Source organism: Fredinandcohnia onubensis (assembly GCF_002734285.1).
GTDB classification, from domain to species: Bacteria; Bacillota; Bacilli; order Bacillales; family Bacillaceae_L; genus Ferdinandcohnia; species Ferdinandcohnia onubensis_A.
In genome coordinates, this window is sequence record NZ_NSEA01000003.1 from 239671 (window position 1) to 265246 (window position 25576).

Sequence of the window (25576 nt, forward strand, 5' to 3'; positions counted from 1 at the left end):
TCCCCTTTATCTATAAATCGAAAGAGTATTTAATTTAGTTTCATCAGTACTGTTGCTCCAGAGTCTTATACCAATGAATTTTGAGCTAGCTGTATAATTTGAGATATTATTTAAATCAATATAATGAAGAGTATCTTTTCCAAAAACCAAAGGTTTCGTTATTATGGTATCCCCTTGCTTTAATACAACTGTGTACTTTCTTCTAGTTGAAGAATTACCATCCAAATTTTCAACTGTGATCTCAACATCAAATTTTGTTAGTAGTGATATTGCATTCCCGATTTCAAACATGTTACTAGTTAAAGGGATGGTCTCTATAGGAGATGATAAACCATATTTATTTAAGCCATTTTCACGTAAATAAAGGTCAACAGAACCTAGTCTCTGGTTATTCCCAGGTTTAAAAACTAGCATATAGCCATTTTCGTTAGCTTTAAATTGTTGTATAGGTTGCTGCAACACTCCGTCTACTAAAATTCCAAATCCCCCGTCAAGATGCTGAGACGAAAACTCTACTGTTGCATTAATAGAGAATTCATCAGTATCGTTATTTATCCCCATAAATGCAAGATCGCCCTCTGTCTGACTAGCTAAATAACCAACTGGTCTAACAAGATTTTTCATTTTAATAGCAATTGCAGTATTACTCGGCTGAGAAAAAATGTCTTCTGGTGAATCATGCGTTCGTAAATGGAAGGTACCAGTATCTGTTGTGATAGGTATATCTTTTAGATTATATTGATATCTATTTGTTAAAAAACCATAGGTTGTAGAAATGATTTTAGCAGAATCGACCGATGATTTAATATTCACTTCAACCTCAATTAAATTATCAGGACCGTTTTTTAAATTTAATTCTGTATTTTTTATCAACTCTTTATCTTCAATTGTTAAACTTGTACTATCTTTCCACGGAAACAAAAGCATAGAAATAATGGTTTCATCTGTAATTGGAACAGTTAGATTAATATTTGCAGGCTGCTTTAGTGTATTTAATGTATCTCTTAATATATAGTTTTTTCGATCATTTTCTTGTATTAACGTAAGTACAGTTCTAGCATCATTCGAGGATGTTAACGATTCTTCATTCACATTCGCAAAAAGAGCCGCTTGAGAAAAGAATCTCATAAAAACGGTTAGAATGATGGTTATAATCACAATCGAAGCAAGGAGTTCGATTAATGTAAAACCTTGATTATCTAACTTTTGCACTATTTCACCTACTTTTTTACTACTTTCTAGTATTATACGACATATTCAAACAAATTTTATATATGTTTGAAAAAATTTCATCTTTTGACAGTTTTCGATTGGTATCTATCTTTTAATAGTGTGAACTTTCATATAAAATGTAGATTATTAATTAGTTTTTATTAGGTATTATTTACTAGTGAATATGAATCATTTATTAGTTGTTTATTTTTAAATTCATTTTATTATTATCTATGACACTATTATTTTATGGCTACAATAGGAAATCGACAACTGACAATATTTGAAATTTTTTGAATCGGAGATTTTTACATAATCCATTTAATAATGCCGTTAGAAAGGGGCAAACATGTTGGGATACCAAACTAAAGTTAAACTATTTACTTTAATGATTGCATGCTTCTTATTTATTTTTACGTTTTCACATGTTGGTGCAAGTACATTTCGAACCTATTTTTCTGGTGAATTATTCACTGATGGTACGATGATAGGACCGATAGATGTGTCTGGACTTACCAAGGATGAGGCGAAGCAGAGGCTTCAAACTGAGATAAATAAATGGAATCATACGGCAGAGGTTATCATTATGAATGGCGGAGACCAAGAAAAGATTGTTAAAGACGAATTGTTTGTATTTCCAATTGAAGAGGTTGTCAAGTTAGCAAACAGTGGCTCATCGAACCCACTTCCAGTTGTAGTTAATAAGCAACGATTAGAAGATACGCTCCAGTCACTTACTCAAAAAAAATTAGACAGTTTTAAACAAGAGGATTTATATAATGATCTCAAAGAGAAGGCCAGTAAGCTATCCACCGGGGCTATTGAGGTTAGTCTTGTAAACTACATCATTGTAGATGAAACAGAAGTCATTTCAGAAGCTACGATTTTAAATATAAGTGACGACTTGGGAATTTATAAATGGGTAAAAGAAGTAGGGGAAATTCAAATTGAACCTGCACAATCTTTTTCATTATCTAAATTTATGTCCCAGCTTGAAGGTAGTACATTTTCAGATGATACTTTAAGTATAATCGCAACAGGAATCTATGAAGCAATTTTACCAACAAATTTTAAAATAATTGAGAGACATATAAGCAGTGAACTTCCTACTTATGCAAAACTAGGATATGAGGCAAGGTATGGAAGAAATAAGGATTTAATCTTTTATAATATTAATCCTTATCAATATAAGTTGAAATTTTCTCGGATTGAAAAGGGATTACATCTCCAATTAATTGGAGCAAAGCTTCCTGGTGAATATAAAATTAGCTTGGAAGATGAAACGGTGTATAATCCTAAAACAATTAAACAATATTCAGATACGGTTAAATCTGGAAAAGTGGAAGTTAAGGAAAATGGAAAAAAGGGACAGATGATTACTGTCTATCGAACAAGTAAAGTAAATGATAAAGAACCCGAAAAAGTTAAACTTTCAGAGGATTATTATAGGCCCGTACATCGTATAGAAGTCCATGGTTTAATCGACATTTCTCAGCTTATTCCATCCGTTCCAGAATCAATAAATGACGAAAGTAACGTGGGAAATGTGGAAGTGGAGCAGGAAGAAATAGAATTGAACGATGACGATGTAGTAGAAGAAGAGTCTCTTTGGAATGAAGAATTTACAGAAAAATAAATCCTAATAAAGGGGTGATGTCCCATGAAAAAGGTTAGGAAAAAAATTGGTGACTTATTAGTGGAGACTGGCTTAATAACGGAAACACAGCTTCAAGAAGCATTAAGGGATAAAACGGATTCACAAAAAATTGGGGATGTATTGTTACAAAAAGGATTTTTAACAGAACAACAGTTAATAGAGGTATTAGAGTTTCAATTAGGGATACCCCATGTTAGCTTGTTCCGGTACCCAATTGATCCTAGTGTAACTTCAATTGTTCCCAAACAATTAGCGTCACGCTATAAACTTATGCCTCTTAAAAGGGAAGGGGACAAGCTATTTGTTGCAATGGTTGATCCAATGGACTTTTTTGCAATTGAGGATCTACGGTTAAAAACAGGCTTTCAAATCGAAACTGCAATTGCAACAAAAGATGAAATCGTTAGGGCAATTACAAAATTCTATGACTTAGGTGATGGGATTGAAATTGAAATTGATCCTGTTGAGGAAATAGAAGAGGAACGTGTCACAAATACTGATTCTCCTGTAGTAAAACTAGTAAATCAAATCCTCCAAAATGCTGTTCAACAGCGGGCGAGTGATATTCATTTAGATCCGCAGGAAACAAAAGTTTTACTAAGGTATAGGGTAGACGGATTATTACGTACTGAGCGTTCACTACCCAAAAACATGCAAGGTATCTTAACGGCAAGAATAAAAATAATGAGTAATTTAGACATTACAGAGAGTCGAATACCACAAGACGGCCGTATTAAAATAAATCTTGATTTCCATCCAGTGGACCTCCGTGTTTCCACATTACCAACCGTATATGGTGAGAAGATTGTAATGCGTGTACTAGATTTAAGTAATGCGTTGAATGATTTGAATCAATTAGGTTTTAATAAGGTGAATTTACAACGTTTCTCAAGTTTAATTGAACGCCCGACAGGTATTGTTCTGATAACAGGACCAACTGGGTCAGGAAAATCATCAACTCTCTATGCAGCTTTAAACAAATTAAACTCTGAGGATGTTAATATCATTACAATTGAGGACCCGGTTGAATATCAGTTAGATGGAATTAATCAGATCCAGGTGAATTCAAATACTGGAATGACCTTTGCGACTGGTCTTCGAGCAATATTACGTCAGGACCCTAATATTATCATGGTGGGGGAGATTCGTGACAAAGAAACGGCCGAGGTCGCTATTAGAGCATCGTTAACTGGGCACCTTGTATTAAGTACCCTTCATACAAATGATTCATTAGGTACAATTACAAGATTGATAGATATGGGAGTAGAGCCGTTTCTTGTGGCTTCCTCCTTAACGGGGGTTGTTGCACAAAGACTGGTTCGCCGTGTCTGCAGGGACTGTAGTGTAGCACATGAACCTACAAAGCGAGAAATAGAAATCTTCTCAAAAAGAGGTATCAAAATTGATAAGGTGATACGTGGTAAGGGCTGCGGTATGTGCAATATGACGGGTTATAAAGGTCGAGTCGCCATTCATGAGTTACTTGAACTTGATGACGAAATGCGAAAGGTTATTATGAATGGTGAAAATTTAACGAAACTTAGAGAAATTGCAGTGAAAAATAAAACAATCTTCCTACTTGATGATGGTTTATTAAAGGTAAGACAAGGGATAACAACAACAGAAGAAATTTTAAGAGTTTCTATAGCTGACTAGGATGTGATGAGGAATGAAGGATAGAATTGATTTTATATTACGTTCAGCACATGAATTAAAAGCTTCTGATATTCATATAACCGCAGGGGTACCCCCTATTTTTCGAATACATGGAAACCTGAAAAGGTACGGAAAAGAAATATTGAAGCCTCCAATAATTGAAGAAATGGCAAAAAGCATTGTTCCAGAGGATTTGTGGGATATATTTCTTGAAAAAGGGGAGCTTGATTTTTCATATGGAATTCCTGCAGTATCGCGATTCCGTGTGAATATCTATCGCCAACGTGCAGTTATTGCCATGGCCTTTCGTGTGATTCCTTCACATATTCCTACAATTGAGGATTTGTATTTACCGCAAATCTTAAAAAAAGTATCAGAAAAGCCCCATGGTCTTGTTCTAGTGACAGGACCAACTGGAAGTGGTAAATCATCAACGATGGCAGCCATGATCCATCATATGAATCAAACGATGAGTAAGCATGTTATAACATTAGAAGACCCAATTGAATACTTGCATAAGCACGGCAATAGCATTATTGACCAACGAGAGGTTGGCTTTGATACAAAAAACTTCACAAATGGATTACGTGCTGCACTTCGGCAGGATCCGGACGTTATTCTAGTAGGGGAAATGCGAGACTTGGAGACAATCTCAACAGCAATAACAGCAGCGGAAACGGGGCATTTAGTATTAGGTACCCTGCATACATCAAGTGCACCATCAACGATTGATCGGATTATTGATGTGTTTCCTGTATCACAGCAGGCACAAATTCGGATACAATTGGCATCTGTGCTTGTTTCAGTAATTTCCCAAAGATTATTCCCAACGATTGATAAGTCTGGTAGAAGGGCTGTTACAGAAATTCTTATTAATAATTCAGCTGTAGCAAATTTAATACGAAATGAAAAGAACCATCAGATTAAAAATATCATGCAGACTAGCCGTGTGGAAGGAATGCATACCTTTGAAAGTGATTTACTTGAAAAGGTTAACTCTGGTGTTATTTCGAAGGAAGTTGCCCAACCATATATACAAGAAAAGGTTGATTAAACATGGCAAGGTTTAAATATCAAGGAAGAGATACTAAGGGTAAAAAGTCAGGTAGCATTTCTGCAAAGTCTAAACATGAGGCGGTTTCAAAGCTTCGTGAATCCGGTATCCGCGTCATTCAAATTGATGAGGTACCTGAAACACTACTTACTAAAGATATATCGTTAGGAAACCCTGTAAAGCTTCGAGACTTTACCATTTTCTTGCGACAGTTTGCTACATTAATTAAGGCAGGAATAACAATAGTTGATTCAATGAGTATATTAGCAAGCCAAACAAGCAGTAAGGCTCTTAAACGAGCACTTGTTGAGGTCGAACTAGACTTAAGAGATGGAAATTCACTATCAGCAGCAACTGCAAAACATAAAAAAATATTCTCAACCTTATTTATTAATATGGTCAAGGTGGGAGAAGTTGGGGGGACGTTAGACGAAACCCTTGAACGACTAGCTGTGCATTTTGAAAAACAGCATAAATTAAGACAAAAGGTAAAATCAGCAATGGCATATCCGGCAATTATAGGTGTGATTGCTGTAGCTGTTGTTATTTTCTTATTAGTATCAGTTGTTCCGACCTTTGTAAGTATGTTTTCGGATTTCGGTGCAGATTTACCTGCCATTACAAAATTTGTGCTAGGTGCAAGTGAATTTATGCAGTCATTTTGGTGGGTTATTGTCCTTGTATTTATATCAGTTTATTTAGGGATATTATTCATGCAATCGAAAGAGCAAACGAAATATTATTGGGATTATCTGATGTTGAGAATACCTCTTTTTGGAAAGTTACTACAAAAGGCAGCATTAGCAAGGATGACGAGAACGCTTAGTTCACTTTTGAGTAGTTCTGTTCCGATTTTACAGGCGCTTGTAGTAGTAGAAACGATTGTAGAAAATGAAGTCATTTCTAAGGTAATCAAGGAATCAAGAATTTCACTTGAAAAAGGTCGCTCATTAACCGAACCAATGAAAAATCATTGGGCGTTTCCGCCTCTCATTACACAGATGATTATAATTGGCGAAAACACTGGTTCTCTAGATGAAATGCTAGGGAAGGTTGCAAGTTTCTATGAGGAAGATGTTGAAAATACAACAGACCAACTGAAATCCTTAATAGAACCGATAATGATCGTATTTTTAGCTGGGATTGTTGGAACAATTGTAACAGCAATTATGGTTCCTATGTTTGACATATTTAATCAAATATAACATTTTCAGGTATTTTGACATATAGTTACAATTTACGGTAAAAAAGTAGTGTAAACTACAAATAAATACAGTATAATGATAGTAGTTTCGGGACTATTGAACTAAAACTATTAATCTATTAGGTGGAAAGAAGGGGAAAAGATGTTTAAGAAGGTTTTAAAAAATCAAAAGGGTTTGACTTTGATTGAGTTGCTTGCAGTAATTGTGATTTTAGGGATTATTGCAGCGATTGCAGTGCCAGCTATTGGGAATGTTATAAACAATACAAAGTTAGATGCAGTTAAGGCGGATGCTTTACAAGTTTTAGAGTCATCAAATCTTGCGTTAGCGAGTCAGGGAGTTCCTGATGATGCATCATTTGACTTTAGTAAAAGTGAAGCAGCAGATGGTACTACTACAACAGTTAATGACTTAGAGGCCTTTATAAATGATGAAACATCACTTACATCATATAGTGTTAAAATCGTTGATGGAAAAGTAGAAACAATAAATTTTGTTGCGTCAGTTAATGGTACTGAATATACAGCAAATGGTATTACTAAAAAAGACTTGCAATTAGAAGATTTCTTTGAAACAACTAATGATGACAGAATTGGAACTGTAACAAAAAAGTAGATAATATAACATAAGTGTAGCCCTCGAGGCTGCACTTATTAGTAAGGATAGATAAAATGTTATATATTTTTTTAATTTATACATTTGTAATTGGGTTATTACTAGGTTCTTTCTACAACGTAGTGGGACTTCGTATTCCAAAAAGTGATTCTATTATTCATCCTCGTTCTGCATGTCCAAAATGTCATCACCAGCTTACTGCTAAAGAACTTATCCCAGTTCTCTCCTATCTCTTCCAAAAGGGAGCATGTCGAAACTGTGGAAACAAAATCTCTCCAATATATCCTTCAGTTGAGATGGCAACTGCAATTCTTTTTACGATTTCGCCATTCCTGGTGGGATGGTCAAAGGAATTGATAGTAGCTTGGACATTGATTTCGTTATTGATGATTGTTTTCGTTTCAGACATTGCTTATATGATTATACCTGACAAAATTTTATTGTTTTTTGCACCACTATTACTAATTGAGCGTATAATCGTTCCTCTTGATCCCTGGTGGGACATGCTACTTGGTAGTGTGGTTGGATTCCTTCTCCTTCTACTAATAGCTGTTGTTAGTAAAGGTGGAATGGGTGGAGGAGATATTAAGCTCTATGCAGTCCTAGGAATTGTACTAGGCTGGAAGCTTGTGCTACTATCCTTCTTCTTTGCAACCATTGTTGGCACTCTATTTGGTTTGCTCGGAATGGTTATCGGGAAAGTAAAAAAAGGCAAGCCAATGCCGTTTGGACCAGCTATTGTAGTTGGTACTTTAGTAGCGTATTTTTTTGGTAATGATTTTATAGGATGGTATATCCAATTAATTGTTTCGTAATTTACTTCAATAAGGGGAATTCAAAATGGCTTTTTCACTATTTTCATCTAAGCAAATTGCAAACATAATCATAAAAGACCATGTAATTCGTTATATTGGCGTAAAGAATTCAACTCCTTTAACTGTTACTGATTTTCGAGAACGGTATTTACCTATAGGCATTATTCAGGAAGGTAGAATTATTGAAAGAGATACATTACACCTTATCTTAGACGAATGCATTACAGACTGGGGCTTAAAGAAAGCAGAAGTTCGTTTTATCATTCCAGATTCCTTTGTGGTAATCAGAAAAACATCCATCCCGATTGAAGTTAAGGATGATGAAATTAATGGCTATCTATACTTGGAACTTGGATCGACAATTCATCTACCATTTGATGAACCAATTATTGATTTTAATAAGCTGTCAGAAGAAGAGGATAAAAAAGAAATTCTAATGATTGCTGCACCTGAGGAGATATCAAGAGACTACGCATCGCTTTTAGAAGATGTAGGATTAAAGCCTGTTGCAGCTGATATCTCACCATTATGCTTATATCGTTTATTTGATTTTTGTAATGAAACATTGAGTGAGAATCACACACTTCTTCTTCAATTTGACCTGCAATCACTTAATTTAAGTATATTTCATAAGCATATTCCACTGTTTATGAGACATCTCGATTTGGATACATCCGTCGAAGATTGGGATATACAACCGAATCGAACAAACTCCACTTCAAAGTTGGTCTGGTCGAATACACAATATGAGGTTGATGTAATCGTTGATGAATTATTAAAAGAAATTGAACATGTATTAAATTTCTATCATTTTACAGTTACACACGGGAAAGAACAGGTTACAAACATATTTATTAGTGGAGATCATCCTTATTTGCAAGTTCTTGTTTCCATGTTAGAAGACCGGTACGAATTACCCGTTACTACCATTGGTGAATTAGAAAAGTTGCCAGCTAGTTATTTTCTTCCTTTGGGCTTAGCACTTAAAGAGGTGCAATAAATGTTAGTTGAAATTAATTTATTACCCAGAAAAGAATATAAAAATAGAGCGATTTTTCTTATTGTGGTCCTAATCTTATTTGTTGGGGTAGGAGGAGCTACTGCTGTATATTCCATTTATAAGAATACAGTAGAAACTGAAGAGCAACTAAATTCACAGATTACTTCACTTCAGGAACAGCGTGCCGCAGTCGAAATGAAGTTTTCAACTGATCAAGAATCTACAAATATATTAAAGCTAGAGAAGACTGTGAATTGGGCAAATGAATACTTTGTTGAGACCGTCCCACTACTAAATCATTTATCTAGTTTATTACCTGAACGTGGATTTATCCAAGCTTTTTCCTATGTTGAGGACGGGATTGTATCTTTAGTTGTTCAATTTGATACGAATCCTGAAATTGCACATTATCTTGCTGCATTAAATGAATCAGAATATATTGTTGAAACAAAATTACATTCGGTGACGACGGCTCCAACTATGGAAGAGGGAATTACAGAAACAGCAATAGCTACTGTAGGACAAAATGAACAACAAGACGCTGACGCTTCTGAGGAAGAAAGTTCAGAAATAACTTCAAGAGAAACAGTGATTTCCGAAAGTAGAAAAAAGGAAACAGAGGTTACAATCCCCCGTTACTTAGCACAGTTTGAGCTGAAAGTTAATAAGGATGCCCTAAAAAAATTACAGAAGGAGGGAAAGTAACATGACTCTCCGATTTACCAAGAAGCAACTTCTGGTTTTGTTTCTTAGTCTTATTGTTATTGGTGGAGGGTTATATCTCTGGTATTTTGTAATGGTTACCCCCCTTCAAACACGTGTAGATCAAAAACAAACTAGCTTAGAAACAGAACAAAAGCTTTTAGACATCGTCTTGGACAAAAAACAAAATTCTACTGCACCGGTTATTAGTTCAACGGAATTACAAAAAAAGATACCGGTCATTCCTTTAATAGAACAGCTCCTACTTGAATTGGAAAAGGCGGAAACTACTTCTGAAAGTAAAATTATTAGTATGAGTTACAGTGAAAATCCATTAACAATTGCTTCTGAAACTGATGCTGAACAAGGGGCTCAACAAAATGGTGAAACAGCAACTGAAGATTCTGCTAAAGTAGAATCGACTGCATCTCCTGGTACTGACAATCATCCTCCTGAAACTGATGAAAGTAATGGAGAGAATCAACAGTCTGCACCATCTGAATCGACTGAACAACCTGCAATAATTGAGTTGAATCCTGACTTAATCAATGGATTAAAACAAATTACAGTTTCATTAACGGTTGAATCTCCAAGCTATTATGAACTTGAAAAATTCTTATCAGTTGTTGAGCATCAAACAAGAATTACAAAGGTAGATTCCATTAACTTTACGGGTCAACCTGAGTTGACAATAGTTGAAAATGAACCTGTTCCGTTAGTTTATACAGTTACAATTTCAACCTTCTATATGCCGATTTTCACAGAGTTTGCAAAAGATGCACCAAAAGTTAACTTCCCTGAACGTAGTAACAAAAATAATCCGTTAACCATTGGAGTAGATGAGGATAAAGAAAAAGCAAGTGAATAGTGTATAAGTGAGTTTTCGGGACAATATTTGTCTCGTTTTTTTATGGAATGTACAGGATCCTTTCTACTAGGAAGAAAGTACTTGATAAAAGTTGTAAAAACTTACTTTGAATTCCTTTCATACTCTTCTTTTAAAATATTCGAGTTTATTATACAATGATAGAGTCTGATTTTGTCTAAATTAGTAGAATGGAACTATATTATGTAGAATCTCTTTTGAAAGAGGTGAGAAGTTGGAACTATATATTTTTGCCCTAATTGCTGTTTTTTTGGTAATCCCAATGATACTTTTATTGCCTACAGGACTTTCGAAATTAGGGAAATATCTGGTTCTCGGAATTACATTTGTCTTCGGACTTCTTAGTATCCTCTTAGAATCATTTCTTTCTTTATGGAAAACCGTTATCATCATTGTTTTGTTACTATTTTTAGTATCATTTATAGTTGAAAAGAGGTACGGTATTAATTTGTTTAAAAAGAAACAGCCTAAAGTAAAACAAACAGAAAAGGTAATTAAATTTGAAGTTACAGATCAATTCGAAGAGGTAATACATTTCAATGACAAAGCTCCTATAGAAAATAATGAGAAGCGTACAAATCAAAATACTAATTCCGAAAACAAGAATCAAGACCTTGGATTAATAAATAATGATCAATCTGAAGAACATGCAATTACACTCAGTGATGTAGATGAATATGAATATTTAGTAGCTGAATTAAAGACCCAGACCGATAACGAAAAATTGAATCCTCAATCTGTTCTTATGGAGTATGAACAGATAGAAGATGTAGGTACTATAGAAACTTTAGAGAATTTGCCTATACAAGAGGACGGAACACCATCAACATTAACTGTTGATGATGATAATGAATTACAGATAAATGATTATGATAGTGAACCTTCTATTACTGACGTTGGTTTAGAAGAATTACCTATACAAATGAATGAAAGTGCTCCAACATACATTATCGTAGAAGATAATGATTTACAGACTGAAGAATATGAAAATGAAGCTTCCGTTAAGGATATCACTTTAGAGGAAATAGCAGTTACAGAGGTTGAAGACATCTATTCAGAATCTTTATATGACAATAACCTCTCAATTCTAGATGAATTAATTAACGAAATAGAAGAGATAGATAATGTACAAAACAATACCTTAAAGAAACTTGAAGAAGAGAATGTTGGAGATAAGAACGAATTAAATAATGAGTCAATTCAATCAACTGATATAGAGGAAATATCCTCTTTAAAGCAAGTTGAAATAATGGAAGAAAATGCATTAATGGAAAATAACATTAGTCGTCAAACCGATATGATCATCGAAGACGAAAAAGAGCCGTCAGATATGATTGATGAAGTAAATATCTCTAACGAATATACAGAAACTAGACAGCAACTTCAAAAAGATGTATTACAAACAATGGTATCGCAGTTACGACTACTACAAAAGCAATTGCCTTCTGAACGATATGAAGAAATGGTAATAAAGCATTTACACCCTCAATTGAGTGACACAGATTGTTATACGTTTATAAGCTTATTGATTGAACATTATCTTAGAGAAGAAAAATATGAGAAATTGTATAACCTACTTTCGGATTATAGAGAAAGATTTACAAAGTATCCGATAATTGCAACGGAAATGGACTTTCTGCTAGAAGAATATTGTCAAATTGGCGTTAAATAGTTAAATGCATGGTAAAATGAATGAAAAAAGACGCATGAAAAAATAACTAGGTGTGGTGAATATAATGAAGAAGAGTGTTGAAATCGTTGGTCTACCAATCATTAGTATTATAGATGGTATTGAAATTGGAAAGGTAAAATCTTTAGTGATAAATCCTGAAAAAGGTTCAGTGGACTTTCTTACTATTGAACATGAAGATTGGCAAGTAAGTGTGAAGGCTATTCCGTTCAAAAGGGTTGTTGGAATTGGTGAGTATGCTGTTACAATTGAAAGTGAAGGCTCTGTTATCGATCTAAATGAAATCCCAATTGCGAATTCGCTTGTAAATAAGAAAATCAAAATTACGAATACAAAAGTTATGACAAGAAAAGGACAATTATTAGGGGAAGTCCTTGAATATTATATTGACGATGAAACAGGAAACCTTTTAGGAACATTATTAAATGTTTCTGGAAATGAGGTAGCTCTTGCATCTGATTCTGTTCTTACATATGGTAAAGACATTATCATTGTGGCAGAAGATGCATCATCTAAGTTCCTCGATTCAGTAGAGTATTTAGAAAATCCAATACAGGAATCGACACAAGATGAAACAACTGAAGAATTAATTGAAAAAGTTTTACCAGCATCATCTACGGAAGAACAGAGCCCATTTGATGAAATTAATGCATCAATAGATAAACATGGAGAAGCAGAAGCAAAAGCACTGCGCCTAAAACAAGTTGATCTTCTGTATGGTAAAGTAGTCACAAAAGACATTTTGGACAATGAAGGTAATGTTTTAATACCTGCTGGAACTCATTTATCAGTAGATGATATTATAAAGGCTCAAGACTTGGGTCCAAGTGTTTTTGTAGAATTATCAATGAACGTTGAACAATAAACCCACGATTTAGTGGGTTTTTTTACTTTATATGGACTTATGAAAACCCACCAATTGTTATCATTTGTAACAATTTGACGAAAACCTCTAGTAACAAGACGACAAATGTCTTGTTCTTTTTTTTTATAGGTATGGTAGCATTGAAAAAAAAGTAGGCGTTTCCTTAAATGGGTGGTGAAAAAATGGACAAGCAGAATCGGATTTCTATTAAAATTAATGGCAAGGAGCCAAAGGTTCAGAAGGAAAAGAAAGAGAAAACAGAATTTGTCGAAAAGGAAAAACCTCTTATTATAGTTGAAAATGAGGAGGTTGCAGCTGCACAAGAGGAAGAAGAGGATGATTTTAGCTGGGTTCTACCAGATGAAAACTTGAGGAATCAAAAGACAAAGGAAAAAGAGATTCCTGTGATTCCAATTGAAGATTTACGTCATACCAATGGTCCTAGTAAAATTCCTTATTTACCAAAAAAGAGTAAAGGAATACAAGTATTTTCCTTAAAACAATTTGTGATTTCAATTGCTTTAGCCATTGTTCTTGGCACAGGATTTGGATTTATGATTTTAAAAGTTGTAGAAGATGTGAATGCTGGGCCAGCAGAAAACGACAATACAACACAAGTTACGAACGGCAATCCTGCTCCAACTGGGAAACAAGAAGACCCTCCTGCAAGTAGTCAGGTTGCTATTGATTTAGAGACTCTATCAACTGGGATCGTTCAAGGTGGTAAGTTTTCAACTGCTGAATCTGCAAATACAACAGTGAGTGATATCAAAGGTAAAGGTTTTGCTGCAACTACTGTTGCAATGGATGGTGCTTTCTACGTTATAGCTGGCATCGGCTCTGAACAAGGCTCAGTTGGGGGTATTAAGGCCAAATACGAAGAAGCCTTCCCAGAGTTTTTTACGAAAACATTTGAGGTGCCGGGCGGGTCTTATTCAAATGCAGGAAAAATGGACTCAGAGGCAATCAAACTAAGTCTACCAGTATATAAGGAGTTATTAACTCTATCATCCCAAGCCATCGGTACAGGTGCGATTGATAACGGAAAATTAGAGAATCTATCAAAACAAATAACGGCAGTTAAGGAAATAAAAAAAGACAACTTACATGCACAGCTTAAAGAATTCAATGCGTATATCGAGTCTGCCTTTACTCAGCTACAATCCTTTAAAAATGGTGGCGACGAGAAATCATTATGGCAATCACAGCAATCATTATTAAATGCGTACCAAGCCTACACCGTTTGGGTTTCTGAGCTAAGTTAGTCAAAATTAAATTTTACAATGGACTGGGAAAGGAGAAATGAACTCCTTTCCTTCTTTATGGATTGAGTTTGTATGGTTTTACATAAATAGATAATTTTTTACAAACGATAAAATATCGACAAAATTCAATTTTTCATAATTGTAGAGTCAGGCATTGTTTGTTACGATAAACAGGTATCTTCCATTCTGATAAAGATAAAGGGTGAATTAATCATGCAACACCTCGTTTTAGCCTCTGGTTCTCCACGACGAAAAGAACTTCTTAGAAATGTGAAACTTTCCTTCGATGTTTCCGTCAGTAATATTGATGAATCCATTGACGAAACACTCACTCCTGAAGAAAAAGCCATGACCATTGCCTTAAATAAAGCAAAGGCGATCCTGGAGCAATTCCCTGATTCCTATATACTTGCAGCGGATACAGCTGTTGTGTTTCAAAACCAATTTTTAGGTAAACCTAAAAACGAACAGGAATCAATCGATGTTTTAAAAACACTTTCAAATCAAACACATGAAGTCGTAACAGGAGTTGCGATCCTTTTTAAGGACACCCAAAAAATATTCTTCGAAAGAACAGAAGTAACGTTTTGGGACCTAACGGATGAGGAAATAGAGACATATGTTGCTTCAGGCGAACCAAAGGATAAAGCAGGTTCATATGGAATTCAAGGACTTGGATCTGCACTCGTAAAACATATTAAAGGGGACTATTTTTCTGTAGTAGGATTGCCTTTATCAAGAACCCTACGTGAATTAAGAGATCTAGGTTTTCAATGCTAAAATTTGTAAAGTTTGCGTAAAGAAAACTCTATACGTTGCTTTTCATGGTACGATAATTACACATAATAGTCTGCAGTTTAATAAAGAGAGTGGGGTCCGAGTATCTATTTGTAAAGGTAGGAGGAACCTATTTGAAAACATCTGCACTTATGATTCGGGATTACCCTCAAGCGGAAAGGCCTCGAGAACGTTTGGTTACCGATGGACCCGACAGTCTTTCAAACCATGAGCTTTTAGCCATTCTATTACGTACAGGTTCGAAGGAAGAATCCGTTATCCAACTTTCAAACCGCTTATTACATCATTTCGAAGGACTACGTTTATTACAGGACGCATCTGTTGAAGAAATCACCTCGATTAAAGGGATTGGGCAAGCAAAAGCCGTACAAATTATGGCGGCTATTGAGCTTGGTCGAAGAATTGGCAAACTTCAATATGAAGATCGCTATGTCATTAGGTCTCCGGAAGATGGCGCAAAATATGTGATGGAGGACATGCGCTTTTTAACTCAGGAACATTTTGTTTGTCTGTACTTAAATACAAAAAACCAGGTGATACATCGCCAAACGATTTTTATCGGAAGTTTAAATGCCTCAATTGTTCATCCTCGTGAGGTGTATAAGGAGGCCTTTCGCAGGTCAGCGGCTTCGATTATTTGCATTCATAATCATCCGTCTGGTGACCCTGCTCCAAGCCGAGAGGATATTGAGGTAACGAAGCGGCTTGTTGAATGTGGTAGGATAATTGGTATAGAGCTATTGGACCATTTAATCATTGGTGAACATAAATATGTCAGTCTGAAAGAAAAAGGTTATGTGTGACTATTAATTTTTAATTTTGTACGATATAATATTGGTTATGAGTTTTTCGCATGATTAACAATAAATTACTACTCTTTATTCGCGTATCAGAAAGGAAGATACATATATGTTTGGAATAGGTACAAGAGACCTTGGTATAGATTTAGGGACGGCTAATACACTTGTTTTCATTAAAGGTAAAGGAATCGCAGTGAGAGAGCCATCGGTCGTTGCCATGCAAACAGACACAAAGCAGATTGTTGCAGTCGGAAATGATGCTAAAAACATGATTGGGCGTACACCTGGGAATGTTGTTGCGCTTCGTCCGATGAAGGACGGTGTCATTGCTGACTACGAAACAACCGCGACAATGATGAAGTATTACATAAACCAAGCGGTTAAAACAAAGAACTTTTTTTCTAGAAAACCATATATTATGGTTTGTGTGCCATCCGGAATTACAGCAGTCGAACAACGCGCGGTAATCGACGCAACACGTCAGGCTGGTGCGAGGGATGCATATCCAATCGAAGAACCATTTGCAGCTGCAATTGGCGCAAACCTTCCTGTATGGGAACCAACTGGCAGTATGATCGTTGATATCGGTGGTGGTACAACAGAAGTAGCAATTATTTCTTTAGGTGGTATTGTTACAAGCCAGTCCATCCGTATTGCTGGTGATGAAATGGATGATGCAATTATTCAATATATACGAAAGACCTACAACCTTATGATTGGTGATCGGACGGCGGAAGCAATCAAGGTTGAGATTGGATCAGCGGGTGCTCCAGAAGGTGTAGAAAACATGGAGATCCGCGGAAGAGACTTATTAACTGGTTTACCTAAAACAATCGAAATTACCGCAGAAGAAATTTCGGGTGCACTTCATGATACAGTGTACGCGATAGTCGATGCTGTTAAAAACACGCTTGAAAAGACACCACCAGAACTAGCAGCAGATATTATGGACCGTGGAATTGTGCTAGCTGGTGGGGGAGCTCTTTTACGCAATTTGGATAAGGTTATTAGTGAAGAGACAAGTATGCCTGTTCTTATCGCCGAAAACCCATTAGATTGCGTCGCTATCGGTACCGGTAAGGCACTTGACCATATCCATTTATTTAAAGGGAAATCAAAGGATTTACGATAGGGGAACTTTATAGTGGGGAATCTTTCTTCCCCACTATATGTGTTGAAATTTAAAGTTTAGTTAGAGGGTGTAACACATGCCACAATTTTTTCTCAATAAGCGACTAATCATCTTACTTGTTTGTATCATCGTTCTAGTGGCATTGATTGGATTTTCCTTACAAGAGCGTAACAAATTATCATGGCCGGAGCAATTTATAAAAGACTCAGTTGGCTGGGTTCAAAGTGTTTTTCATCAGCCCTCACAAGCCATCGCGGGATTTTTTGATAATATAAATCATATTCAAAATACATATGAAGAGAATAAACTCTTAAAGGAAAAGCTTGATTCCTATGGTCAATTAGAAGCAAAAGTACAGGAGTTAGAAAAAGAAAATGGAAAATTACGTGACGTCCTGGAAAAAACGGAATCACTTGATCATTTTAATAAAATACAGGCCACTGTAATAGGACGTAATCCTGACCAATGGCATGAAATTATTACAGTAAATCGAGGGACTCGACATGGTGTGGAAGTTGACATGGCGGTGATCACCTCAAAAGGATTAATTGGAAAGGTAAAGCATGCTAACACTTTTACTTCTACCATCCAGCTTTTGAGCTCTCCTAATCGGATTAATCGAATCTCTGCTTACATTCAAGGGGAATCAAAGATTATGGGGTTAATAGAGGGGTATGACGAAGAAAAAGAAGCTTTACTATTTAAAATCAATACGCCAGATTCTAAAATTGAAAAAGATCAAAAGGTACTTACTTCCGGGCTAGGTGGAATTTTCCCAAGTGAACTGTATATTGGTGAGGTTATGGATATTGTACCGGACGATTATGGATTAACAAAGACAGCTTATATCAGGCCGGCCGCTGATTTTTATGAAATCGATCATGTTATCATTGTCGAGAGAACGATGATTGTACCGGAAGAGGAGGAGGAAGAATCGTGAAGCGTTTCGTTCTTCCCCTTATTTTGTCCTTTGTTTTTTTACTTGAGAGCAGCTTTGTTGATTTAGTGCCAGCAGATATTTTTCACAAAGAAAATGTCTTTGTACCTCGTTTTTTATTTTTACTGATTGCTTTTATTACAGTCTATTTTAATAAACCAATTGGACTTTTATATGGGGCTATCTTTGGTTTACTTTATGATATTGTTTACACGGAAGTTTTAGGAGTTTATTTATTTTTATACACACTTGTGGTCTATCTTATTTCCTGGGCAAGCCGAATTTTACAAACAAATATCTTTGTCATCTCTCTTCTAAGCCTCATTGGAATCTTTGCTTTGGAATTTTGTGTATATGGTGTAAATTTGGTAATCGGTACTACAACAATTTCAATAGAACGATTCCTTCAAATCCGAATTTTACCGACGTTACTAATAAATAGTATATTTATACTAGTGTTTGCATTTCCCTTTAAGAAATTACTAGGAAAGCTGCATAGTGAAGAATAAGTAGAATTTGATAGAATCTCTTAAAAAAATTTGATAATTAACAGGAAAAATGGAGTCTCTTGTTGAAGTATATTATCGTTGAGGTGAACGTCGTGAAAGGACAAAAACAACAGTATGTTACAATAAAAGGGACAAAAGACGGACTAACGTTGCATCTCGATGATTCTTGTTCATTTAAAGAGCTGATCGAAGACTTAGAGATTAAGCTTTCCTTGAATCAGAAGCGGAATGATGATGTTCCGTTTGTTCCTGTTAAAGTAAAGATTGGTAATCGCTTTTTATCACAAGATCAAGAAGAAGAAATCAGGTCGATTATTCGAAATAAAAAACATTTAGTCGTAGATTTAATTGATAGTAATGTCATTACTAAACAAGAAGCAGAAGAGATGAGAAAGAAGCATGAAATCGTTTCTGTTGCTAAGGTGATTCGTTCTGGACAAGTTCTTAAGGTTGAAGGAGATCTTATGCTAGTCGGTGACGTGAATCCTGGAGCTACTGTGATTGCTGGAGGAAATATTTTTATCTTAGGCACTTTACGTGGAATTGCACATGCCGGTTTCAATGGAAGAAGAGATGCAATCATCACTGCGTCCGTTATGAAACCTACACAGCTTCGAATTGGTGATATCATGAATAGAGCACCAGACGCTGTTCAAACAGAAAACAATCTAATGGAATGTGCCTATGTGGACGATAATGAGACAATTGTAGTAGATAGATTGCAACAGTTAACTCATTTAAGACCTAATTTAACAAGGTTAGAAGGGGGAATCTAGCTGTGGGAGAGGCTATAGTTATTACATCAGGAAAAGGTGGAGTCGGAAAGACGACCACGTCTGCTAACGTAGGCACTTCCTTGGCTGTGCTAGGGAAACGAGTATGTTTAATAGATACAGATATTGGCCTGCGTAATCTAGATGTTGTTATGGGTCTTGAAAATCGCATCATTTATGACTTAGTTGACGTTATTCAGGGGCGTTGTAAGCTTAAACAAGCCTTAGTTAAGGATAAAAGATTCGATGACCATCTTTATTTACTGCCAGCAGCCCAAACAAGTGATAAAACCGCAGTAGAACCTAGCCAAATGAAGAATTTGGTAGAGGAGTTAAAACAGGATTTTGATTATATTATCATCGACTGTCCTGCCGGTATTGAACAAGGCTTTCAAAATGCTATTGCTGGAGCTGACAAAGCGATTGTTGTAACAACACCAGAAACTTCTGCAGTTCGAGACGCCGACCGCATAATTGGTTTACTTGAAAAAGAGGATGTCGAGCCACCACGTCTCATCGTAAACCGGATTCGGAATCATATGATGAAATCGGGAGAGATGCTTGATATTGATGAAATTGTGACACATCTCTCAATCGACTTAATCGGAATTGTCGCAGATGATGATGAAGTCATTAAGGCTTCAAATAGTGGTGAGCCAATTGCCTTAAATTCAAGCAGTAAAACAGCCATCTCATATCGAAATATAGCGCGAAGAATTTTAGGAGAGTCGATTCCACTTCAATCTCTTGAAAACGATCCTAAAGGGATGTTCTCAAAGATAAAGAAATTCTTTGGAGTACGTTAAACCACCTTACAAAATAAGGTGGTTTTTTATTATTGTAAAAAGATCTTCTTAAAGTGTTGCTACTATAAATTTAACTAAAGCTATGAGAATTTAGTCCTTCCCCGTCATATCTAAGAATCTAAATTAGGAGACTCTACCTATCGAGTTACTAAAATACAAAGGGATAAATTACCAGTTTTTGATTCGCCTAAATAATTCCAAAAAAATAAGAAGGAGAAAATAATCATTTTTGGAAAATAATTTGGAAATTCTTTACAAGTGAGACGTTCTACCTAACGAATAAATTAGTAATCTTTTTTTATCAAAGGTAAAGCAAAGTCCCTATTTTCTTGAAAAACCCCCAAAAAATATATAGTGAAACGAATATATATTACTTCGTACTAAACTCCTTATTTGTCTTTTTCCATATAATACAAATTAACCAAATTCTGAATCTTCAAACAAATAAGTCGTTTTTCGACACTTTTTTCATCTTTTTTTAGCTAAGGTTAATTCATACCTGTACTTCTACATAATGTTATTTCCGGATGGGAATACGCGGTATCTATCTTAGAGAAATGGGAAAAGACCCCGTAACATTGGAGTATAGGAATCTATCGAAAGGAGGAAATAATTCAGATCGTAAAAAAATAAAGGGAGGAAACTTGATGAGGAAAAAAGGGAAACGTAGGTTAACAAAGGTTGCAAGTATCGTAATGTGTGCGTTATTACTAGCACCTAGTGTAATGGCTTCGCAAACATTTGCTCAGGCAAAGGAACCTTCGACATCTTTTCTAGGAAATAAAAAGGATGTGGCTTCTAGTAAAATTTCTAAAAGCTTACAAGACCAATTCGCCGATGAGAAGATGGTTACTTTTCTTGTGAAATTCAAGGAACAAGTTGATTCCAAAAAAGTAGCAGATGAAGCAGCTAAAAAAGCTAGTATCCAAAAATCTACTGTAGCTAAAACAAAATCGATTAAACGAAACGCAATCGTCTCAGAGCTACGTACAACAGCAATCGAAACACAGGGTGAGGTTAAGGCATATCTTCAAAAAGAAGAGGCTTCCGGAAATGCAAAGGATATTAAATCCTTCTTCATTGTAAACGGAATGGCTGTTACGGCAACGAAAGATGTTATGGAGAAAATTGCATCGTTTCCTGAGGTTGAAAAAGTGTTACCTAATGAAACACGAACATTGCATGTTCCAGTAACAGAAAAGTCTGCAGTAGCAGTTGAATCCAAAGCGACCCCTCAAAACATTGAATGGAATATTGATCGTGTTGGGGCTCCGCAGGTTTGGGAGATGGGAATAGATGGAGCTGGTACGGTTGTCGCTAGCATTGATACGGGTGTTCAATGGAATCACCCAGCATTAATGGAGCAGTATCGTGGATATGATCCAGCTAATCCAAACAATCCTAACCACCAGTATAGCTGGTTTGATGCAACTGCTGGTCAATCTACTCCATATGATGATCTCGGTCACGGAACACATGTTACGGGGACTATGGTTGGCGCAGAGCCAAATGGTGCAAATCAGATTGGTGTTGCTCCAGGTGCTAAGTGGATTGCAGTTAAGGCATTTACAGATGCTGGAGGGTCCGATATTGACTTATTAGAAGCAGGGGAATGGATTATCGCTCCTGGTGGTAATCCGGATATGGCTCCTGATGTTGTTAACAATTCATGGGGTGGAGGACCTGGTTTAGATGAATGGTATCGTCCAATGGTGCAAAACTGGAGAGCAGCCGATATTTTCCCAGAGTTTTCTGCTGGTAATACAACTTTATTTAATCCAGGTGGCCCAGGCTCAATTGCTACACCAGCAAACTATCCTGAATCGTTTGCAACAGGAGCTACAGATATCAATGATCGTTTGGCAGGTTTCTCGTTACAAGGTCCTTCACCATATGAAGGAGATATTAAACCAGATATTTCAGCTCCAGGTGTGAATATTCGTTCTTCAGTTCCTGGTAGTGGATATGAAGGTGGCTGGAATGGAACATCAATGGCAGGTCCGCATATTTCTGCTATTGTAGCTTTATTAAAACAAGCAAATGCATCATTAACGATTGAACAAATTGAAGAGATTATTACTTCAACTGCAACGCCTTTAACTGACGGTACTTTTCCAGAATCACCTAACTTTGGTTATGGCTATGGTTTGGCTAATGCCTATCTAGCTGTATCTTCAGTTGCTTCTGGACTAGGGAAAATTAAAGGTCAAGTTGCAAAAGATGGTGTGGATGAAGAGGCTCCAACGTTTGAACATGCAGCTCCTTCTGAAACCTATGCAGGAATGGAATTACCACTTTCTATTTCAGTACAAGACAATGTAAGCATTACAACTGTTGTGCTTCAATATGAAAATCAAGATGGTGAATGGGTGAATGTTACAGCTACTCAGACATCAGGAACGTACAATGAAGGAACATTTGAAGCAGTGATTCCAGGGGAAGACATTGCAGAGCCTTCTGTTTCATATCGATGGCAGGTTGTTGATTTTGGTCAAAATGACGTAACGACTGATGAATATGAAGTTACTGTACAGCCGGGTATTTCAGTAGGTTATTTCCAAGACTTTGAATCTACTCCTGTAGGTTGGTTCTCTTATGGTGCGGAGGATACTTGGCAATGGGGTGCTCCAACAAGTGGACCAAATAGTGCGCATTCTGGAGAAAAAGTATATGCTACAAATCTAGCTGGACAATATAATAGCCGCGCAAATATGACACTTGTGATGCCACCAATTGACCTACCTGAAGGTCCAGCATACCTGCAATACATGAACTGGTTTAATCTTGAACGTAACTGGGATTACGGCCATGTATTTGTATCTACTGATATGGAAAATTGGACACAATTACTACGTATCACAGATACATCTTCTGGATGGCAATCTGCAGAAATTGATTTATCAGATTATGCGGGACAGCGTGTATATATTGGCTTCAATGTAACAACGGATGGAAGTGTTACACGTGATGGCTGGTACATTGATGATGTACGCCTTTCGAATGAGCAACAGCCAGGTCAAAGTAAAGCCCAATTAGGAGTACAGCCTACGAAGGGTGACAGCGCGGATAGAGGGGATAGCTCAGTTTCTCTTAAAGAAGGAGAAAAAGTTGATCCTGCAAAAATTCAGCCAGAAGGTTCTTACATCGACTTCAAGGAAGTAGATGTTAAAGAAACTAGCCCACAAGCTTTACCTTTAAATGCTCAAGTGAGTGTATTAGAATCGGGCAGGTCTGTTACAACTAATCCAGCCACCGGAGCTTATGAATTAATTCACGGCACAGGTGATTTTACAGTAGTTGCTGAAAGCTACGGATATCATGCAGCACAACAAACTGTAACAGTCGAGGCAGATGGTGAAGCAGTAGCAAACTTTGTTTTAGAGGAGAAAGCACAAGGAACAGTGACAGGCACGATTACAAATGCGGCAACAGGTGAACCTGTTTCAGGTGCAACTCTCTTACTCGTAGAGGATGCAAATGTTAGTCCTGTTGAGACAGATGAAAATGGTCAGTATTCACTTACTGCATATGAAGGTACGTATACTGTTCGTGTAATGGCACCTTCCTATTATAGTGAATCATTTGAAGTTGTTCTCGAAGGAAATGGTGAAGTGGCACAAAACATAGAATTAAGACCATTCATTGGATATCCAGGTGAAATTGGTTATGACGATGGAACTGCAGAAAATGCACGTGCTTTCTATGATGCTGGTAACGGCTGGGCAGTGAAAATGTCATTAAATGAAGGTCAAAATGCTGCTCTTGTTACAGGAGGACAATTCCGTTTCTGGGATACAACATGGCCAACTCCAGGAGGAACTGATTTCAAAGTAGAAGTATGGGATGCAACTGGAACAGATGGAGCGCCAGGTAAAAAGCTTGCTGGGCCAATTGATGCAACTGCTCTACGAACTGGTGAATGGACAAATGTGGACCTTGCAGCTGAAGGAATCATCGTAGAAGGAGACTTCTACATGGTATACATTCAAGCAGATCCAAATCCAAATGCACCAGGACTTGGGACCGATGAAGATGGGGAGTATTCAGGTCGTAGCTGGCAGTTTGTTGGAGGAGCCTGGTCATTAGCTCCAGAGGCTGAAGGTAATTACATGATTCGTGCAACAGTTAATTATGAGGTAACGGCTCCGACCATTACTTCTCCAATTACAGGAGCTTACACGAACGAATCAACTGTTACTGTTGAAGGAAAGGCAGCCCCTACAACAACTGTTCATATCTTTAACAATGAGGAAGAAGTAGCGACAACGGACACAACTGATGCAGGTACTTTCTCTGTGGATGTTGAATTGCAAGATGGTGAGAATTCACTAACAGCTAAGGCATCAACTGACACGGGTATTACCGATGCATCAGAACCTGTAGTTGTTGTGCTTGATCAAACATCTCCGGAACTCGCAATCACAAGCCCAGAAGATGGTGCAAAGACAAATAAAGAAACGGTAACTGTAACAGGTAATGTACAGGATGAGAATATTGAATCTGTGACAGTAAACGGAGAGAATGCAACGATTACAGACGGTAGTTTCTCAAAACGCATTTTAGTTGAAAATGGCGAAAATAATATCGAGGTCGTTGCTACTGATAAAGCAGGTAATACAACTACTAATCAAGTTACGTTGACGGCTAAATTCGGTGAAATTACTATAGCTGACCTTAAACCTACTGAGGATGTACATTTGAAATCAGGTGAAAGTGTGAAGATTGAATTCACAACTGAACCTGGATTAAATGCAACCTATGCGATTCGCTTACCTTTAACGAACGCTAAAGCTGATCTTAGCAATGCTACAGAACTTCCAATACAAGAGGTATCACCGGGTGTATACGAAGGGTATTGGACAGCAATTTCAAGCGTTGTAGCCGAAGGTGCTGAAATTGAGGTTATTGTAAGGGATGAATTTGGAAACGAGGCACGACAAGTAGCAACTGGTAAGCTGTTTATCAATGTACAAGAAGATGATGGCAAGCCAGGAAAAGGTAAGCCGGGAAAACCAGGAAAGCCAGGTAAACCTGACAAACCAGGAAAGAATAAATAGTTTTTTAAAGGGAGAGGAGGATGCAGAGAAATCGCATCCTTCTTTTTCGATGATAATTAAATGAAAGATAGATCATTTGATTACAAGTGTTTCAAATTGTCATAACTGACGTCCTTCAATCATAAACTTGTACAAATAATAT

General features: G+C 36.6%; 21 protein-coding genes. 20 read left to right on the forward strand and 1 reads right to left on the reverse strand.

The annotated features are described in order from the left end of the window. Window positions 1–6: 6 nt before the first annotated feature. Window positions 7–1212: a prepilin-type N-terminal cleavage/methylation domain-containing protein gene (locus tag CKJ95_RS03975; RefSeq protein WP_180271399.1), complete on the reverse strand. Its 1206-nt coding sequence runs from the start codon at window positions 1210–1212 to the stop codon at window positions 7–9. A 352-nt stretch (window positions 1213–1564) separates the two neighbouring features. Between CKJ95_RS03975 and CKJ95_RS03980 the strand changes: the two genes are divergently transcribed. The 20 genes from CKJ95_RS03980 to CKJ95_RS04075 all read left to right on the forward strand — a co-directional run bounded on the left by CKJ95_RS03980 (window position 1565) and on the right by CKJ95_RS04075 (window position 25434). Beyond that, window positions 1565–2848 (forward strand): G5 domain-containing protein, encoded by a 1284-nt coding sequence (locus CKJ95_RS03980; protein ID WP_180271400.1) that lies wholly within the window; start codon window positions 1565–1567, stop codon window positions 2846–2848. Window positions 2849–2872: 24 nt separating this feature from the next. Then, window positions 2873–4525, forward strand: coding sequence for a GspE/PulE family protein (locus CKJ95_RS03985; RefSeq protein ID WP_099352105.1), 1653 nt, complete (start codon window positions 2873–2875; stop codon window positions 4523–4525). Window positions 4526–4538: 13 nt separating this feature from the next. Beyond that, window positions 4539–5579, forward strand: a complete 1041-nt coding sequence (locus CKJ95_RS03990; protein WP_099352106.1) for a type IV pilus twitching motility protein PilT — start codon at window positions 4539–4541, stop codon at window positions 5577–5579. Window positions 5580–5581: 2 nt separating this feature from the next. Then, window positions 5582–6784 carry a type II secretion system F family protein gene (locus tag CKJ95_RS03995; protein ID WP_099352107.1) on the forward strand — a complete coding sequence of 401 codons (1203 nt, stop codon included), beginning with the start codon at window positions 5582–5584 and terminating at the stop codon, window positions 6782–6784. A gap of 141 nt (window positions 6785–6925) precedes the next feature. Then, complete coding sequence (locus CKJ95_RS04000) at window positions 6926–7399, forward strand: prepilin-type N-terminal cleavage/methylation domain-containing protein (protein ID WP_099352108.1); 474 nt, start codon at window positions 6926–6928, stop codon at window positions 7397–7399. 56 nt (window positions 7400–7455) lie between these two features. Further along, entirely contained in the window at window positions 7456–8214 is a 759-nt protein-coding gene (locus CKJ95_RS04005; protein WP_099352109.1) for a prepilin peptidase, read from the forward strand. Between the two features lie 25 nt (window positions 8215–8239). Continuing rightward, window positions 8240–9214, forward strand: coding sequence for a type IV pilus biogenesis protein PilM (pilM, locus tag CKJ95_RS04010; protein ID WP_099352110.1), 975 nt, complete (start codon window positions 8240–8242; stop codon window positions 9212–9214). Further along, window positions 9215–9919 carry a PilN domain-containing protein gene (locus CKJ95_RS04015; protein ID WP_099352111.1) on the forward strand — a complete coding sequence of 235 codons (705 nt, stop codon included), beginning with the start codon at window positions 9215–9217 and terminating at the stop codon, window positions 9917–9919. Between the two features lies 1 nt (window position 9920). Beyond that, window positions 9921–10784 carry a hypothetical protein gene (locus CKJ95_RS04020; protein ID WP_099352112.1) on the forward strand — a complete coding sequence of 288 codons (864 nt, stop codon included), beginning with the start codon at window positions 9921–9923 and terminating at the stop codon, window positions 10782–10784. A gap of 232 nt (window positions 10785–11016) precedes the next feature. Beyond that, the gene (locus CKJ95_RS04025) at window positions 11017–12474 is read left to right on the forward strand and encodes a hypothetical protein (protein WP_099352113.1); all 1458 of its coding nucleotides are present in this window, start codon (window positions 11017–11019) and stop codon (window positions 12472–12474) included. Window positions 12475–12538: 64 nt separating this feature from the next. Beyond that, on the forward strand, window positions 12539–13357 hold the full coding sequence (locus tag CKJ95_RS04030) for a PRC-barrel domain-containing protein (RefSeq protein WP_099352114.1): 819 nt from the start codon (window positions 12539–12541) through the stop codon (window positions 13355–13357). Window positions 13358–13539: 182 nt separating this feature from the next. Further along, window positions 13540–14622, forward strand: coding sequence for a hypothetical protein (locus CKJ95_RS04035; RefSeq protein ID WP_142353919.1), 1083 nt, complete (start codon window positions 13540–13542; stop codon window positions 14620–14622). Between the two features lie 213 nt (window positions 14623–14835). Beyond that, complete coding sequence (locus CKJ95_RS04040; protein ID WP_099352116.1) at window positions 14836–15402, forward strand: Maf family protein; 567 nt, start codon at window positions 14836–14838, stop codon at window positions 15400–15402. Window positions 15403–15551: 149 nt separating this feature from the next. Further along, the gene (gene radC, locus CKJ95_RS04045) at window positions 15552–16223 is read left to right on the forward strand and encodes a RadC family protein (protein ID WP_180271416.1); all 672 of its coding nucleotides are present in this window, start codon (window positions 15552–15554) and stop codon (window positions 16221–16223) included. 106 nt (window positions 16224–16329) lie between these two features. After that, window positions 16330–17352 carry a rod shape-determining protein gene (locus tag CKJ95_RS04050; protein WP_099352118.1) on the forward strand — a complete coding sequence of 341 codons (1023 nt, stop codon included), beginning with the start codon at window positions 16330–16332 and terminating at the stop codon, window positions 17350–17352. Between the two features lie 76 nt (window positions 17353–17428). Continuing rightward, window positions 17429–18292, forward strand: a complete 864-nt coding sequence (gene mreC, locus CKJ95_RS04055) for a rod shape-determining protein MreC (RefSeq protein WP_099352119.1) — start codon at window positions 17429–17431, stop codon at window positions 18290–18292. Then, window positions 18289–18798, forward strand: coding sequence for a rod shape-determining protein MreD (mreD, locus tag CKJ95_RS04060; RefSeq protein ID WP_180271401.1), 510 nt, complete (start codon window positions 18289–18291; stop codon window positions 18796–18798). The genes mreC and mreD overlap by 4 nt, the downstream gene beginning before the upstream one ends. Window positions 18799–18881: 83 nt before the next feature. Beyond that, window positions 18882–19574, forward strand: a complete 693-nt coding sequence (gene minC, locus CKJ95_RS04065; RefSeq protein ID WP_099352314.1) for a septum site-determining protein MinC — start codon at window positions 18882–18884, stop codon at window positions 19572–19574. 2 nt (window positions 19575–19576) lie between these two features. Next, window positions 19577–20377 carry a septum site-determining protein MinD gene (gene minD, locus CKJ95_RS04070; RefSeq protein ID WP_099352121.1) on the forward strand — a complete coding sequence of 267 codons (801 nt, stop codon included), beginning with the start codon at window positions 19577–19579 and terminating at the stop codon, window positions 20375–20377. A 647-nt stretch (window positions 20378–21024) separates the two neighbouring features. Continuing rightward, window positions 21025–25434: a S8 family peptidase gene (locus CKJ95_RS04075; RefSeq protein ID WP_099352122.1), complete on the forward strand. Its 4410-nt coding sequence runs from the start codon at window positions 21025–21027 to the stop codon at window positions 25432–25434. Window positions 25435–25576: the final 142 nt, after the last annotated feature.

Bases quoted from the DNA above. Each gene is read 5' to 3' on its own strand.
- CKJ95_RS03985 (WP_099352105.1), top strand. From the start codon at position 2,873: ATGAAAAAGGTTAGGAAAAAAATTGGTGACTTATTAGTGGAGACTGGC.
- CKJ95_RS03990 (WP_099352106.1), top strand. From the start codon at position 4,539: ATGAAGGATAGAATTGATTTTATATTACGTTCAGCACATGAATTAAAA.
- CKJ95_RS03995 (WP_099352107.1), top strand. From the start codon at position 5,582: ATGGCAAGGTTTAAATATCAAGGAAGAGATACTAAGGGTAAAAAGTCA.
- CKJ95_RS04000 (WP_099352108.1), top strand. From the start codon at position 6,926: ATGTTTAAGAAGGTTTTAAAAAATCAAAAGGGTTTGACTTTGATTGAG.
- CKJ95_RS04005 (WP_099352109.1), top strand. From the start codon at position 7,456: ATGTTATATATTTTTTTAATTTATACATTTGTAATTGGGTTATTACTA.
- pilM (WP_099352110.1), top strand. From the start codon at position 8,240: ATGGCTTTTTCACTATTTTCATCTAAGCAAATTGCAAACATAATCATA.
- CKJ95_RS04015 (WP_099352111.1), top strand. From the start codon at position 9,215: ATGTTAGTTGAAATTAATTTATTACCCAGAAAAGAATATAAAAATAGA.
- CKJ95_RS04020 (WP_099352112.1), top strand. From the start codon at position 9,921: ATGACTCTCCGATTTACCAAGAAGCAACTTCTGGTTTTGTTTCTTAGT.
- CKJ95_RS04030 (WP_099352114.1), top strand. From the start codon at position 12,539: ATGAAGAAGAGTGTTGAAATCGTTGGTCTACCAATCATTAGTATTATA.
- CKJ95_RS04035 (WP_142353919.1), top strand. From the start codon at position 13,540: ATGGACAAGCAGAATCGGATTTCTATTAAAATTAATGGCAAGGAGCCA.
- CKJ95_RS04040 (WP_099352116.1), top strand. From the start codon at position 14,836: ATGCAACACCTCGTTTTAGCCTCTGGTTCTCCACGACGAAAAGAACTT.
- radC (WP_180271416.1), top strand. From the start codon at position 15,552: ATGATTCGGGATTACCCTCAAGCGGAAAGGCCTCGAGAACGTTTGGTT.
- CKJ95_RS04050 (WP_099352118.1), top strand. From the start codon at position 16,330: ATGTTTGGAATAGGTACAAGAGACCTTGGTATAGATTTAGGGACGGCT.
- mreC (WP_099352119.1), top strand. From the start codon at position 17,429: ATGCCACAATTTTTTCTCAATAAGCGACTAATCATCTTACTTGTTTGT.
- CKJ95_RS04075 (WP_099352122.1), top strand. From the start codon at position 21,025: ATGAGGAAAAAAGGGAAACGTAGGTTAACAAAGGTTGCAAGTATCGTA.